Here is a 13,441-nt window from a genome sequence, read left to right as displayed (position 1 = left end):
CATTGGGGTGATGTAGGGGTCAGTGCATCATCAACGGTGACTGATCCCTCTCTAAGTCGCTTAGCGGTTGTCCGATTTCACGGGCCAGGGCGATACCTGTCGAAATCCATATCTGCCCCAGTTCGTTGAACGCTTTCAGGTGATCAGGATTTTCGTTGAGCCAATGAACAAGGCTGTCGAAGTGTTCGGGGTTATCTGGGCAATCATGGATCTTGATGAACAGCTCCAGTGTTCGATCCCAGATCTGATCCATGACGTTCTCGCACTTCTCTTCCATGCTCAACCGTTCCTCAGCTTGGCCCTATCAGACCGCTCATTCTCACTGACCACCTCGGACTCTGATTCCTGGAGGAATAGAAGCCACGTCGCATTACACAGCGATTTCAGCCAATATAACAACCTTATAAGTCGATACTCAACCGTTAAGGATGTTCATGTCAACGGGTCTTTGCTCAACCATTCGGGTTGATCTGGAGAACTCATCACTTGGCACATAAACATCCAACCCAAGCCCAAATCGGGCGCATGATCGCGAAGCACCGCAGCGAGCGTAATCTGACTCAGGAAGAGGTGGCTGAACGCTTGGGGATCGGCAGCGAAGCTGTATCGCGTCTAGAGCGAGGTGTGGTGGAGCTTTCCGTGGTCAAGCTGATGCAACTGGCGGATATTTTCGACTGCAGGATGGATGAACTGCTGACGGAGTCGAGCAATCGTCCCAATGACCAGGGCCAAATGATCGCGGGTCTGCTGAACGGTCTGAAAGAAAGCGACCGTGCCTTTATCTTGGCAACCGTCGAACAATTAGTCGCTCATCTCGCCAACAAGTGAGTTCATTCACTCGCATCCGATACCGGGGTCTTTGAGGCGGCGCACTCTGCCTTGACGTCGTCCCACCCTCTCTGCTGTAGTGCCTCAGGATCATCGCCAACGGCGACCCAAGACCGATTCGCTCCGGGCAGCTCGGTCAGACTCTTAGAGTTCGGAGCCTTCTCCTCTGCGGGATTTCGTTCCCGTTTTGTGCTCGACCTGATCGTGGTGGCGGATGACCAGTGTTGCCTCTACAAGGCAACAGCGGTCATCCGCCTCGGCGATCGTATTCAGCCCCGGGGCCCGCCGGGGAAACACTGGGCACCCTTTGTGCGCGGATGCGTGCCAGCATATTCCGACCCAGGCCACGACAAGGGTCAGTTGACGACTCAAGGCGCAGTTAAACCAAGCTTTGCGAGGAGCTTTTCGACTGCGTATGACCGTCAAAGGTGGCTTTTCTATTCCTCGCCTGGTGACCCACCAGGCCAGCTCTTCTTTTTCTCATTCCAGTGACTGCCACCGTATTCCGGCCGTAAAAAATCGGGTTGCAGCGTCTTGACGCTCCCCTGTGACAGGCTTATACAAAGGGCGTGGTTCGCTGTCGTTGACAGCCCAGCCCAGGTAGCTTGAACCTTCAAGGCTACGCCACGTTCGTGGTGGTTTACCCAAGTGCGATCAGCGTTCGGAGGCTCGCGCGGTTACCGCTTCAGCGGTGATGAATGCCCACTACCCCGTGTCTGCGGATCACCACCGCAGACGCTCCTCTGCTGCACCGCTATTCCCCCAAGGCGCATCGTTCTGATCGTCATCGGCTTGCCGGTGGTGAGTCGTTCATCGCTCGCCTTCACCTTACCCACCCTGACGGGGACTCACTCCCTCGTCAGGGACTGTGCGTCGCCGTTTTCCCTTGAAACAGGAGAACCACCATGGCCCACGCCAACCAATCCCAAGAAGTGACCACTTACTTTAACCTGCACACCATCGGTATCGGTTACCTCAACCGTGTTCGTGAAGTACAAGTCCGCCGCGGCCAGCCATTCATGGCCTGCGATATTGCAGCCCTGCACGGTGCCACCGATGCGGTGGAGTACACCCGCTTCGACTGCAAGGTCGCTGGAGGCGAAGCTGAACGTTTGATTCGTCTCTACATGGACGCCGTCAAAGCCGAGAAAAAGGTCTTGCTGTCGTTCCGTATCGGCGACCTGTGGATCGATCCGTTTCTCTACGAGAAAGGCGATAAACAAGGCCAACCGGGCGCCAGCCTGAAAGGTCGTTTGTTGTTCATCGACTGGATCAAGGTCAACGGCACATTCGAATACAAAGCGCCCGCCAGGCAGGAAGCAACAGCACCTGCTGAGCAAGCGCCAAACAGTGAACCATCCCCACCATCGGCTGATGCCGAAGTTGAGGAGACCGAAAACCCAATAGAGGCTCGGGTTGAACCTGAATCTCCACCCACTCCGCGCACGGCCCGCCGTGATGCCACGCGTACTGTTCAGTCCGCCTGAACAATCCACGATATTTTACATCAAGGCGCTCAATCGAGCGCCTTTTCTTCAATCAGCACAGGAGAACCGACATGGAATCCTTCTGGCTTTGCGACGACTGCCTATTCGCTGCGGCTTACGAGGACTACAGCACGTTATCGCTGTATCACTCGCAGGATGAGGTCGAACAACGCATCGCCGCGATACACCGTGGGCTGGTTCGGTTGATGCCCATCAGTACCGATTTCGATCCCGAAGCCGGCTGGGGAGTAAGCGCCTTTTCTCCATTGCCTTGCGATGGTTGTGGTTCACATCTACACGGCCAACGTCACCGATTCACTCGGCTGTAAACAACACGTCATCTGCTAACGCCCACGACTCCACACCCACCTTGGGGATACCACTCCCCTCGGGCGTGTACCCCTGATTGTTCCCTTCGGAGGTACCACCATGAGCACCCCACTCACACTGATTGAAACCCCGGATTTCGAGGCAGATCGTATCGTCCAAGAAAACCAGGTGATCGACGAAGCGCTGCATATTCTGGATCGTCGGCTGTTCGCCCGCGGCCCGAACCTGACGTCGCCTGACACTGTGGCCTCATACTTAAAGCTGCACCTTGCGCAACATGAGCATGAAGTCTTCGGTGTGATCTTTCTCGATGCCAGGCACCGGGTGCTGGCATTCGAAGTCCTCTTTCACGGCAGCATTGATGGCGCCAGCGTTTACCCCCGCCAAGTCGTTAAGCGCTCCCTTGCGCATAACGCTGCGGCCGCCATTTTTGTTCACAACCACCCCTCAGGGTGTACGGAACCCAGCCAGGCGGATCGCATCTTGACTGCACGGTTAAAAGAGGCCTTGGCCTTGATCGACGTGTGCGTACTGGATCACTTCATCGTGGGTGAAGGTCGTCCGCTCTCTCTTGCCGAATACGGCTGCCTTTAACCTCACAGGCGCCTATGGGCGCCTTGTTCATTTTCATATGGAGCACGCTCATGAACCCCACACACCAAGCCCCAGCCCTGCTGACGGCCTCAAACCCCTTTGCTCGCGGTTACGACAACCTGCATATCGAACGGCTGCTACTGATCACCTACGAAAACGACTGTCCTCCCTGCTTTCGACCCGTGCACGACTCACAGGCCCATCTGCCCGACGATGAACTGCAACTGTTCCCCTGCCTGTTCAATGACGATTTCGCCTTGATCAGCGAAGGTCAATCCATTCCTGAAGAGTTGGATGAACGCTGCCAGTCCACCGGACTGGTGCGCCAAGTGATCTACGCCGTGATGGGCGAGATGTTCAACGAGCAGCATCACGTCGGTGATCTGTACTCCCTGGAAGAAGCCCAAGCCATGGTCCATCGCTTGCGCTTCGAAACGGGACACTACAGTCGAGCCTGGGAGATTAGTACCGCACACCTTCCTGAAGAAGCGATGTTTTATCTGGAAGGGTGGGTCAGTCACTCCGCTCCGAGGCAAACCGGTCTTTTGTTCGAACTTTTCGCGTTGCCGGATTGCTGCGGCATCGGTTGCAAGTTGATCGGCACACCATGGACGGACGAGAACTTGCTGAACATTGAGGGCAAACGTTACTCAAGCTTGAGACAAGAGCAACTCGACGCCGGCACACCGGAAGCCCTGGTCACGGTGTTATACCTGGCGGCGTTGGCGGATGTGCGGTTGTTGATCTTCGACCCCGACGCCACCATCTTGGATGGACTCGCCATTTTTGATGAGTAACAACGCGTTCTGCTTTAACACGACCCGCTTTGAATCAACTTTCTCACTGAATCGCTCCTTCACCTCATGTCAGGTTCTGCACTGAATCTGACATGAGGTTTTTTCCATGGAGCGTTTTTTCACCCCTGTCTGTCTACTGGGTTTGTTGAGCGCCTGCACCGCGCAAATCCCCACCCTATTGCCGCCCCATCCAGAAATCGGCAGTGGCTCCAATCAGGCCCGGCTTTCGAGGGACCCGGCCGAAGGAGGCCACCCGGCAGAACTCCGCTATGGCCGCTATACACTGGTCAGCACCGAGCCCACCTCGGAACAACGCGACCTTCTCACCCAGATCATCGACGTGAGCATCCCATCCAGCCTGAACCCTTCGGTGCAGGATGCACTGCAGTACGTATTGCAGCGCTCGGGCTATTCGCTCTGTCCCGATACCGCAGCGGTGAAGGTGCTCTTTACTCGGCCCCTGCCCGCGGCCCATTACCGGCTTGGTCCAATCCCTTTAAGCCGCGCGCTACAAGTGTTGGCTGGCCCCGCCTGGCAACTCACAATCGATGAAGTCAACCGCTCGACCTGCTTCGAACAGCAGAAAACGGATGCCGGTGTCGCGCCGATCACACCCGTCTTGCCCCATCGATCGGAGGCGCGGCCATGAAAGCCTCAACGTTTCAAACCCTCAACGTCGGCTTACTTTGCCTGGCGGTTGCCGGGCTGAGTGGTGGTTTGTATAACCAGTACCAGCGCATGGCAGAACTGCAGAGCTCGAACACGCAATACCGACAAACCCTGGACACCCTGCAACGTGACTCAAACGCCCTCAAGGACGCCCAGGAGAAGCTGCAGTACGCGCTGAAAGACCTGAAGCAGATGGTCGATACTGGTGAGCAACAGGCCAATACACTCGATCCGATGCTGGATCAGTGGGCGCAAGAGATACAGGAACTGCGCGATGGTCTCGCAGCCCGCGCCACCCAGGCAGACCTGACAGCGCTGCGCTCACGCCTTGAACAGGTCGAGCAGCAGCTCCTGGACCTCAGGACAAAGCCATTCCCTCCACCGCCGACGCCTTCTGCGACCAAACCGAAAAAGACCGTTCGCCCCAAACTCGCCCCGCTCTCGCCACCGTTTTCAGTATTGAGTGTCGAATCCCGCGGTGGTGAGCGCTTTCTGGCGGTCGCACCCCATGACAGTCGCTCGCTCACGGATGTCCGGCTGCTACATGGCGGTGAGCAGCAAGGGGCTTGGCGCCTGAAAATACTGGAGCCGAACTCAGCCATCTTCGCGGTGGACGCTCAGCCAGACCAGACCGTGCACCTCCCTTGAGAAGTCATCATGAACAGAGCGCTACTGCCCACCGTTGTCAGTCTCGCTTCGCTACTGGCCATGGGCGCTGCGATGGCTAACCCCATCACGACACAGGCACAGATCCAAGACACGCAGTCCGCTCCGCTGGGGCGCTCTCACTCTGAACAGGCGGCAAGCTGGGGCCTGACGGAGCAGGAGTGGACGCGCTTCGAACAGATCCAAACCGGTCCACGCGGTTTCTGGAGCCCGAACCTCGATCCGCTGACCGCACTCGGGGTCGAGGCCCAGACCGACCAAGAGCGCCAGCGCTATGCCGAATTACAGGTAGCACTGGAAGCCAAACGCGCCGAGCGTGAATTGGCCTACCAAAACGCTTACACCGCGGCCTGGACCAAGCTGTTTCCCGGGCTGCTGCCGATCCAGGGCATGGCATCTTCGTCCCCTACCAGCTCATCGGTCGCCCCGCGCCCAGCCCTGTTTGTGGAGGAGCACTGTCCTGCCTGCACCGCTGAAGCACAACGTTTGCAAATCAGTGACACGGCGTTCGATATCTACCTGGTGGGCAGCCAAGGCGAGGATGAACGCGTCCGTCGCTGGGCTCGGCAAGCGGACATCGATCCGGCAAAGGTTCAACGCCGGCAGATCACCCTAAACCATGTCCGTGGTCGCTGGTTCAGCCTGGGTGCCCCGGGGCCATTGCCTGCCACATTTCAACAGGTGAATGGACAATGGGAACGCCTCGACTGAGTGGTATTGCGCTCCTGCTGACGATGCTCGCCGTCCAGGCTGACGAACTGCCGCCTCCTGCCTACCAACTGGCGGCGCATGACGCCGACATCCCTTCTACGGTGCTGTTCGCGATTGCCCAGCAGGAGAGTGGTATCCGCGTTCGTGGTCGGCTGCTGCCCTGGCCTTGGACACTGAACATCGCCGGAACACCCTACCGCTTCGCCACTCGCCGGGCCGCATGTTACGCCTTACTTCAGGCACTCGCCCGACATGACGCCAAGCGGGTCGATGCCGGACTCGGACAAACCAACCTGGGTTACCACGGGCAACGCTTTTCCAGCCCCTGCGAAGCCCTTGATCCCTACCGAAATCTCGCCGTGACCGCCGTGCTGTTGCAGGAGCATCACGCCGCTACCGGTGATTGGGTGTCAGCTGCCGGCCGCTATCACCGCCCGGCAGGAGGAACGCCGGCCGCGCGTTACCGCGCCGGCTTTTCCCGACAACTCGAACGACTGCAGGTTTCCTTCAAACAGGGCACACCACCATGAAGCGAATATCCTTTATCTGCTATTTCATCCTGCTCTTGGCTCCTTTCGCCCAGCCGGAACTGACCGTAGCCGGGGATCAGCCTAGCGACTTCACCCTACCCCATTTTCAGGTCGCCAGGCCGCCAATAAACTACAAGACCCTGCCTGATCGGGCCATGCATGCGGACCTGGCCACGTTTGCCGATGAAGCCTGGATACTACCCGTCCGCAGCTCTCACTTGAGTCCCGGCCAAATCACGTCTCGCGCCCTGAACATGCCGGGCTTACGGCCATTTTTCCTGGTCGGTGAGGATCCCCAGTCACTGGCTTGGTTGCGTCAACGCGCGACTGAACTGCAGGAAATAGGCGCGGCCGGTCTAGCGGTTGAAGTAACCAATACGGAAGCTTTGGCCCGAATTCGAGCAGCCGCTCCGGACATCACCATCCTGCCGGTCAACGGCAACGACATCGCTACCCGCCTGCGGATAAAGCACTACCCCGTCTTGATCACCGCCACCTCATTGGAACAGTGAGTCAGGTCATGGCCGAGCATGCGATGGAATCCAAGCTCCGGCCAGCAGTGGAGCTGTACACCGTAGCGATCTGCATCGCCGCCGCGGTGTTGTGCGTGTACTCGCCCTGGGCGGTGGCCCTCTCACCCGAGATCGGGCTGGCTGCGGCGCTGGCCTATACCCTGTTCGGCCTGATCCGATTGCGACAAGCCTGGGAGGTGCTGCGCTATCGACGCAATATCCGCCGGCTGCCCCGCTACGAACTGACCAGTCGGCAGATTCCGGTCAGCCGCAAGCGTCTGTTCATGGGCCGAGGATTTCGCTGGACCCGCCTGCACACCCAACGCTTGGTCGAGGCCCAGGGTCCGGCAGTCGCACACTATGTCGACCAACCGACCCGCTATCGTCTGGCACGAGGACTCGAACGGCGCCTGGAGCATGCACCGTTTCCACTCTCGATACTGGCCCGTGTCACGGCCTGGGACAGTGCCTTCAATCCGTTGCGGCCTTTGCCCCCAGTCGGTGGCTCGCCACTATTGCATGGGGTCGAGCCCGATGAAACGGAAGTCAGTCTGCCGCTGGGCGAACGGGTCGGACACACCCTGGTGCTCGGCACTACACGTGTCGGCAAGACCCGGCTCGCCGAAGTGTACATCACCCAGGACATTCATCGCGTCAAACATGAGGTGGTCATCGTCTTCGATCCGAAGGGCGACGCCGACTTGCTCAAACGGATGTACGTTGAAGCCAAGCGGGCCGGTCGGGATAAGGAGTTTTATGTTTTCCATCTAGGCTGGCCGGAGATCTCCGCTCGATACAATGCGGTGGGACGCTTCGGGCGTATCTCGGAAGTGGCATCACGCATCGCCGGGCAGCTCAGTGGCGAAGGTAACTCTGCGGCCTTCCGTGAGTTCGCCTGGCGTTTCGTCAACATCATCGCCCGCGCACTGATCGAGCTGGGCCGACGTCCGGACTACCTGCAGATCCAGCGACATGTGGTCAACATCGACGCATTGTTCATCGAATACGCCCAGCAGTTTTTCGCCAAGACCGACCCGAAAGCGTGGGAAGTGATCGTCCAGCTTGAAGGCAAGCTCACCGAGAAGAATATTCCCCGGCATATGGTGGGACGCGAAAAGCGTGTGGTGGCTATCGAGCAGTACCTAGCGGTGAAGCGGGTATTTGATCCGGTAATGGACGGACTGCGTTCAGCGGTACGATATGACCGTACTTACTTCGACAAAATCGTTGCCTCGCTGCTGCCGCTGCTGGAGAAACTCACCACCGGTAAGACCGCCCAACTGCTGGCGCCAAACTACACCGACTTAGATGACCCGCGGCCAATCTTCGACTGGATGCAGATCATCCGAAAACGCGGCATCGTCTACGTCGGTTTGGATGCTCTGACCGACGCCGAGGTAGCCGCCGCTGTGGGCAACTCCATGTTCGCCGATTTAGTCTCGGTCGCCGGACACATTTACAAACACGGCATCGACCATGGCCTACCACCATCGGGTAATAGCAGTGACAAGTTGCCGATCAACCTCCACGCCGATGAGTTCAACGAGTTGATGGGTGATGAATTCATCCCACTGATCAATAAGGGCGGTGGTGCCGGTATTCAGGTAACCGCCTACACCCAGACCCTCAGTGATATCGAAGCACGTATCGGCAACCGCGCCAAAGCTGGCCAGGTTGTTGGCAACTTCAACACCCTGCAGATGCTCCGTGTACGCGAGACTGCCACTGCGGAGCTGCTCACACAGCAGTTGCCCAAGATCAACGTGCTAACTAGAACCCTGGTGTCGGGGGCGACCGACACCTCCGATCCTGAAGCCAATACAGATTTCACTTCGTCCTCCCAGGATCACGTCAGCAGCACCAGCGTGCCGTTGATCGAGCCCGCACACATCGTCAGCTTGCCCAAGGGGCAAATGTTCTCCTTCCAGTCCGGTGGACAGCTATGGAAAGTCCGTATGCCCTTGCCTAAGCCCTCCAATGACGATGCGATGCCGAAGGACCTGCAGGAGCTCACACAGCGGATGCGGGCCACCTACAACGCGCAGGCGGGGCAATGGTGGAGCGACAGTGGTGGCGGCCCTACAATAAACTTCGATCTGGATCAGGCGGGGTAGTCCGTACCCGCCACAGGTTTCGATTCAGAAAACACGTATTCGGCAGGCGTCGTGCCCACATCAACGCTGCAGCGTGCAATGGAGTGAACGATGGCGACTTCCGCCCAGAATACGCCACCAAAACCGATCCAGCGCCCGGGATTAATCGTCTCGGCGATTGGCTTGGTTTTACGCATCATCGGTTTGCTGATCGCCTCGTTGCTGTTTTCGATCCTCATCGAGTTCGCCGGTTTGCTGCTGTTCTGGGGCGATCAGGGCTGGCGGCATAGTCAGGCCATGCTAACCAGTGAGTTAGGCTGGCTCAGCGAGCACTTCAAATCTTCACTTCTCATCCAACAGCCTGGGGCAACGATTGTCCAATGGCTGGATTTGCTCAATCAGTGGTTATTGGTCAAGACCGGCTTTGCGGACTTTGCCCAGCAGGCACGGGTATCGAGCCAGGGCATCAGTTTCTGGAGTTGGACCAATCAGCTTTACGTGAGCATTGAGGACTTCGTGCTGGCGGCGGTGTATGTGACCTTTACCTTCGTGGTGCGCCTAACCATTCTGGTCCTGGCCATACCCTTGTTTCTGCTAGCCACGCTCACCGGTTTTATCGATGGCTTGATGCGTCGCGACCTGCGTAAGTTTGGGGCCGGGCGAGAAAGCAGTTTTGTCTATCACCGCGCTAAACGAGCAGTGATGCCACTGCTGATCGTGCCCTGGATCATTTACCTATCTCTACCCTTTTCGATCAGTCCAATGGCGGTATTTCTGCCTTGCTCCGTGTTGCTTGGGGTGACCATGGCAATCACGGCGGCGACGTTCAAAAAATATATCTAAGTGCAACACAAGTGCTCATTTTTTACTTCAGTCGATATGATGACGCACGTGCTTGGCGGCCGCAGCCGTGCAGCACATCCTTTACCAGATTGGTGCGGGTTTCATACACACCAGGCTGAGCCACAACTTCATCAGAGAAGTGGTCTGGACGGATCGCCCTGTCATCGATATTCGCCGAAACCAACTCTGTCAGAATGGGTCAGCCTCCCCATCTCTCCGCTCTGGTGGAGTCAGATGGTGCAACAGGATCTTCAGTTTGCCCAATAGTTCGTCGAAGGTCACTACCTCAACGTTCTTGCATACGTTACGGAAGATCTCGAAGCTGCGTCGCTGCGCTTCTTCCATTGGAGTCATGCCTGCGATAACTACGCACTTCGTTGCGTCAGGACATGAGTCCCGAAGCTCTGGCTGTGTCTGGTGGAACAACCAGTTGCTTGAAGAGCACTCTGTTGATAGAGGACCTGATTGATTGCTCCGCTGAACTCGGCGCTTGGACCGTAGCCGGTTTCTTGATCTCAACGATCGCCAGCGATTGCCCCAACTCACCGAGCAGGAAATCCCCCACTTGGGCACCGGAACCGGCCAGGTTCGACCCTTTGGCATGAAACTGGGTGTGGAGCAGGCGCACCGGCCGAGCAAAGAGCGTCGTCAAGTTGAAGATACTTTCCTCGAAGAAGCGCTGCCAACGGCCCTCTAGCAGCGCCTGCGCCAACATCCGCTCATAACCCTCGATCATGCTGGCCAAGGTGACCCGCTCGATTTCCGCGTGAAGCTCCATAAGCGCATCCGGTGCGTCCTTCACAATCAACGCCGCGTTCTCACGCACCATCCGCACCGTGGCCACTCGTAGGGTACGCACCGTAGCAGCAGACTGCCTCGTCCGGTCTAACCGCACCTCCACAAGCTCTCCAGCCGCGCCAACTTGCACAACTGGTGGAAACCGCTCCGAACTTAACGCCTCAGCCCGATCATTGAGCTGGGAAATTGTGTCCTCTACCTGACCGACTCTAATAGCGTCAGGACGCAACGCGAAATCCCGTTCGGCACTTCGTGCCCGCTGCAGTAACAAATTGATCGCAGCAATCGACTGGCCGCGCGCGCTATCGGACAGCAGCGCATTTGGTGCCTGGAAGGCAATGCTGATGGCCGCTGAGTAATTGCATGGACTTGACCACCCATTTGCATTCGACTTGACCAGTCGTTTGCATCGGATTTGACCAGTCCGCTGGCCGAACCTGACCGGTGAAAATCGACCCGAAGCTGCCCTTCACGAGGTGCATAAATCGGCCAAAAGGGAACTCCTGTGGATCCAAATGGCATCTTAGTGGCGCTATTGGGCGGCTAGTTTATCGCGCACAAATTCGATGAACCGCTGGGTCTTGGCAGGAAGCAATCGAGTTTCAGTGAGGGCATACACCGAGACAGGCGAGCCCTGCCAGTCAGGCAGAATCCTTCGCAGTTTCCCTTCCGCCACGTCCTGAGCGGCGATGCCCTCTGGCAGCAACGTAATCCCCAGATCCAACGACGCCATACGCCTCAACATTCCGACACTGTTGAGTTCGAAACGCCCGCTGATATCGACCTGCTCTGTTTCACCGTTGCCCGAAAGCGTCCAGCGATCCGAACCTGGGCCGCGCAGTCGCAAGCATTCGTGGTGAGTCAAATCCAAAGGTGATTGTGGCTCTCCCGACACTTCCAGGTAATGAGGTGAGGCGTACAGGAAGCGTTGCAGGCTGGCCAACTTCCGCGCAATCAGATTGGAGCTTGGGGGTTCCCCCATGCGGATCACGACGTCGACTGGTTCGCTGATCAGATCTACCTGTCGGGGTGTGAGGTCGAGATCAAAGCTGATGCCCGGATAAAGCCGAGCGAACTCCGCGATCAGTGGTGCCAGGTAGACATTCGCGAAATCCACTGGAAGTGAGGCTCGCAAAAGGCCGCTCGGACGCGCCAGCATTTCCCCCAATTGTTCATGAGCAAGTCTCGCCTCGTCGACGATCCGCTTACAGCGTTCGTAATACAGCTGCCCCGCCTCGGTCAGTTCAATTTTCCGAGTTGTGCGATGTAGCAGCCGAAGGCCGATGGCCCTCTCCAAGCCGCTGATACGTCTCGACAACGTTGAATTGGGCATGTCCAGTGCCTCAGCCGCCTTTCGAAAGCTGCGCACCTTCACAACTTCGACAAACAACGCCATGTCATTCAGATACTCCAAACGCATTGCTCCATCAGTGGATCAGTGATTTCAATTTTACCGGATTTATCCCGAATACGGATTGATTAATCATAGGCACATCACCACTGAGGAACACCGCAATGAACTCTCTTTTTTCTGAAGTCAAAGTAGGTCGTTACACCCTCTCAAACCGTATGGTCATGGCGCCGATGACTCGCTCGCGCTCTGACGATGCTGGCGTACCTTCCGATCTGGTCACCACTTACTACTTTCAGCGTGCTTCGGCAGGCCTGATCATCAGCGAAGGCGTATTCCCGGTTGCCATGGGCAAAGGCTACGTACGCACCCCTGGTATCGAAACAGCTGACCAAGTGGCCGCCTGGAAGAAAGTTACTAGCGCCGTTCACGCTCGCGGTGGTCGCATCTTCATGCAGTTGATGCACTGTGGACGAGTGTCCCATCCATCGCTTCTACCGAACGGTGCACAGCCTCAGGCTCCTTCGGCGATCAAGGCAGCGGGTCAAACCTATACTTCAACTGGCCTGCAAGATTTCGTCACCCCGCACGCACTGACCGTTTCGGAAATTGCTGATGTTATCGCTGGATACCGCAACGCGGCCCGCCTGGCGATTGAAGCCGGTTTCGACGGTGTCGAGCTGCATGCAGCTTCCGGTTACCTGCCAGAGCAATTCCTGTCCACCGGCAGCAACCAGCGCGACGACCAATACGGTGGCTCGGTCGAAAACCGCACCCGCTTCGTCCTGGAGCTACTCGCTGCCATGGTCAGTGAAGTAGGTGGTGACCGCGTAGGTATCAAGGTTTCGCCAGAGATGAACTTCAATGACATCGTCGATGCCAACCCGCAGGAAACCTACACCTATCTGGTCACGCAACTGCGCGATCTGAACCTCGCCTACCTGCATGTGGCGCTGTTTGGTGCCCAGTTCGACTACCACGCAGCCCTGCGTCCTCTGTTCGACGGTAGCTACCTGATCGGCAGTGGCCAGACCAAAGAAAGCGCTCAGTCTCTGATCGCAGAAGGCAAGACTGATGCTGCTGTGTTCGGTGGCGCATTCCTGGCCAACCCTGATTTGCCGCAACGCTTCCAGGCCGGTGCTGAGTTGAACGAACCGAACAAAGACCTCTTCTACGCCCCTGGCGCTGAAGGCTATATCGACTATCCAGCCATGTCCGAACGGGCATAAGGA

At 57.5% G+C, this 13,441-nt stretch carries 17 protein-coding genes; 13 read left to right on the top strand and 4 right to left on the bottom strand.

All coding sequences use genetic code 11. From position 1 onward, the window contains the following. Window positions 1-19 precede the first annotated feature (19 nt). Window positions 20-277, bottom strand: coding sequence for a hypothetical protein (locus NTD80_RS21000; protein ID WP_262134826.1), 258 nt, complete (start codon window positions 275-277; stop codon window positions 20-22). A 209-nt stretch (window positions 278-486) separates the two neighbouring features. Here NTD80_RS21000 and NTD80_RS20995 point away from each other — a divergent pair, with 209 nt between their 5' ends. The 12 genes from NTD80_RS20995 (at window position 487) to NTD80_RS20940 (ending at window position 10,060) form a co-directional block, all read left to right on the top strand. Continuing rightward, window positions 487-828 carry a helix-turn-helix domain-containing protein gene (locus NTD80_RS20995; RefSeq protein ID WP_262134825.1) on the top strand — a complete coding sequence of 114 codons (342 nt, stop codon included), beginning with the start codon at window positions 487-489 and terminating at the stop codon, window positions 826-828. A gap of 905 nt (window positions 829-1,733) precedes the next feature. After that, on the top strand, window positions 1,734-2,315 hold the full coding sequence (locus NTD80_RS20990) for an STY4534 family ICE replication protein (RefSeq protein WP_262134824.1): 582 nt from the start codon (window positions 1,734-1,736) through the stop codon (window positions 2,313-2,315). Window positions 2,316-2,386: 71 nt separating this feature from the next. Continuing rightward, window positions 2,387-2,644, top strand: coding sequence for a hypothetical protein (locus NTD80_RS20985; protein ID WP_262134823.1), 258 nt, complete (start codon window positions 2,387-2,389; stop codon window positions 2,642-2,644). 100 nt (window positions 2,645-2,744) lie between these two features. Beyond that, window positions 2,745-3,239 (top strand): RadC family protein, encoded by a 495-nt coding sequence (gene radC / locus NTD80_RS20980; RefSeq protein ID WP_262134822.1) that lies wholly within the window; start codon window positions 2,745-2,747, stop codon window positions 3,237-3,239. A 50-nt stretch (window positions 3,240-3,289) separates the two neighbouring features. Then, window positions 3,290-4,036: an ABC transporter substrate-binding protein gene (locus NTD80_RS20975; protein WP_262134821.1), complete on the top strand. Its 747-nt coding sequence runs from the start codon at window positions 3,290-3,292 to the stop codon at window positions 4,034-4,036. Between the two features lie 106 nt (window positions 4,037-4,142). Further along, the gene (locus NTD80_RS20970; protein ID WP_262134820.1) at window positions 4,143-4,685 is read left to right on the top strand and encodes a PilL N-terminal domain-containing protein; all 543 of its coding nucleotides are present in this window, start codon (window positions 4,143-4,145) and stop codon (window positions 4,683-4,685) included. After that, complete coding sequence (locus tag NTD80_RS20965; RefSeq protein ID WP_262134818.1) at window positions 4,682-5,353, top strand: chemotaxis protein; 672 nt, start codon at window positions 4,682-4,684, stop codon at window positions 5,351-5,353. The genes NTD80_RS20970 and NTD80_RS20965 overlap by 4 nt, the downstream gene beginning before the upstream one ends. 9 nt (window positions 5,354-5,362) lie before the next feature. Next, window positions 5,363-6,082 carry a TIGR03759 family integrating conjugative element protein gene (locus NTD80_RS20960; protein WP_262134817.1) on the top strand — a complete coding sequence of 240 codons (720 nt, stop codon included), beginning with the start codon at window positions 5,363-5,365 and terminating at the stop codon, window positions 6,080-6,082. Further along, window positions 6,064-6,612 carry a lytic transglycosylase gene (locus NTD80_RS20955; protein ID WP_262134816.1) on the top strand — a complete coding sequence of 183 codons (549 nt, stop codon included), beginning with the start codon at window positions 6,064-6,066 and terminating at the stop codon, window positions 6,610-6,612. The genes NTD80_RS20960 and NTD80_RS20955 overlap by 19 nt, the downstream gene beginning before the upstream one ends. Further along, window positions 6,609-7,124 (top strand): integrating conjugative element protein, encoded by a 516-nt coding sequence (locus NTD80_RS20950; RefSeq protein WP_262134815.1) that lies wholly within the window; start codon window positions 6,609-6,611, stop codon window positions 7,122-7,124. The genes NTD80_RS20955 and NTD80_RS20950 overlap by 4 nt, the downstream gene beginning before the upstream one ends. An 8-nt stretch (window positions 7,125-7,132) precedes the next feature. After that, window positions 7,133-9,238, top strand: coding sequence for a type IV conjugative transfer system coupling protein TraD (gene traD, locus NTD80_RS20945; RefSeq protein ID WP_262134813.1), 2,106 nt, complete (start codon window positions 7,133-7,135; stop codon window positions 9,236-9,238). Window positions 9,239-9,328: 90 nt separating this feature from the next. Then, entirely contained in the window at window positions 9,329-10,060 is a 732-nt protein-coding gene (locus NTD80_RS20940; protein ID WP_262134812.1) for a TIGR03747 family integrating conjugative element membrane protein, read from the top strand. Between the two features lie 189 nt (window positions 10,061-10,249). On the opposite strand, the gene NTD80_RS20935 is transcribed toward NTD80_RS20940, so the two are convergent. The 3 genes from NTD80_RS20935 to NTD80_RS20925 form a co-directional block, all read right to left on the bottom strand. After that, entirely contained in the window at window positions 10,250-10,405 is a 156-nt protein-coding gene (locus NTD80_RS20935) for a DUF4263 domain-containing protein (RefSeq protein ID WP_262134811.1), read from the bottom strand. A 37-nt stretch (window positions 10,406-10,442) separates the two neighbouring features. Next, entirely contained in the window at window positions 10,443-10,886 is a 444-nt protein-coding gene (locus tag NTD80_RS20930) for a DUF4263 domain-containing protein (protein ID WP_262134810.1), read from the bottom strand. Between the two features lie 504 nt (window positions 10,887-11,390). Beyond that, window positions 11,391-12,272 (bottom strand): LysR family transcriptional regulator, encoded by an 882-nt coding sequence (locus NTD80_RS20925; RefSeq protein WP_262134809.1) that lies wholly within the window; start codon window positions 12,270-12,272, stop codon window positions 11,391-11,393. Window positions 12,273-12,373: 101 nt separating this feature from the next. Here NTD80_RS20925 and NTD80_RS20920 point away from each other — a divergent pair, with 101 nt between their 5' ends. After that, window positions 12,374-13,438, top strand: a complete 1,065-nt coding sequence (locus NTD80_RS20920) for an alkene reductase (protein ID WP_262134808.1) — start codon at window positions 12,374-12,376, stop codon at window positions 13,436-13,438. Window positions 13,439-13,441 lie beyond the last annotated feature (3 nt).

The sequence above is a fragment of the Pseudomonas sp. 13B_2.1_Bac1 genome, assembly GCF_025466155.1.
In the GTDB taxonomy this organism is placed as follows: domain Bacteria; phylum Pseudomonadota; class Gammaproteobacteria; order Pseudomonadales; family Pseudomonadaceae; genus Aquipseudomonas; species Aquipseudomonas aylmerensis.
This window is presented reverse-complemented; position numbering and strand designations above follow the sequence as displayed.

Excerpts from the sequence above, each read along its gene's own strand:
- NTD80_RS20940 (WP_262134812.1), top strand. The coding sequence starts at position 9,329 with ATGGCGACTTCCGCCCAGAATACGCCACCAAAACCGATCCAGCGCCCG.
- NTD80_RS20955 (WP_262134816.1), top strand. The coding sequence starts at position 6,064 with ATGGGAACGCCTCGACTGAGTGGTATTGCGCTCCTGCTGACGATGCTC.
- traD (WP_262134813.1), top strand. The coding sequence starts at position 7,133 with ATGGCCGAGCATGCGATGGAATCCAAGCTCCGGCCAGCAGTGGAGCTG.
- NTD80_RS21000 (WP_262134826.1), bottom strand. The coding sequence starts at position 277 with ATGGAAGAGAAGTGCGAGAACGTCATGGATCAGATCTGGGATCGAACA.
- NTD80_RS20965 (WP_262134818.1), top strand. The coding sequence starts at position 4,682 with ATGAAAGCCTCAACGTTTCAAACCCTCAACGTCGGCTTACTTTGCCTG.
- NTD80_RS20970 (WP_262134820.1), top strand. The coding sequence starts at position 4,143 with ATGGAGCGTTTTTTCACCCCTGTCTGTCTACTGGGTTTGTTGAGCGCC.
- NTD80_RS20950 (WP_262134815.1), top strand. The coding sequence starts at position 6,609 with ATGAAGCGAATATCCTTTATCTGCTATTTCATCCTGCTCTTGGCTCCT.
- NTD80_RS20975 (WP_262134821.1), top strand. The coding sequence starts at position 3,290 with ATGAACCCCACACACCAAGCCCCAGCCCTGCTGACGGCCTCAAACCCC.
- NTD80_RS20920 (WP_262134808.1), top strand. The coding sequence starts at position 12,374 with ATGAACTCTCTTTTTTCTGAAGTCAAAGTAGGTCGTTACACCCTCTCA.
- radC (WP_262134822.1), top strand. The coding sequence starts at position 2,745 with ATGAGCACCCCACTCACACTGATTGAAACCCCGGATTTCGAGGCAGAT.
- NTD80_RS20990 (WP_262134824.1), top strand. The coding sequence starts at position 1,734 with ATGGCCCACGCCAACCAATCCCAAGAAGTGACCACTTACTTTAACCTG.
- NTD80_RS20935 (WP_262134811.1), bottom strand. The coding sequence starts at position 10,405 with ATGGAAGAAGCGCAGCGACGCAGCTTCGAGATCTTCCGTAACGTATGC.
- NTD80_RS20960 (WP_262134817.1), top strand. The coding sequence starts at position 5,363 with ATGAACAGAGCGCTACTGCCCACCGTTGTCAGTCTCGCTTCGCTACTG.
- NTD80_RS20985 (WP_262134823.1), top strand. The coding sequence starts at position 2,387 with ATGGAATCCTTCTGGCTTTGCGACGACTGCCTATTCGCTGCGGCTTAC.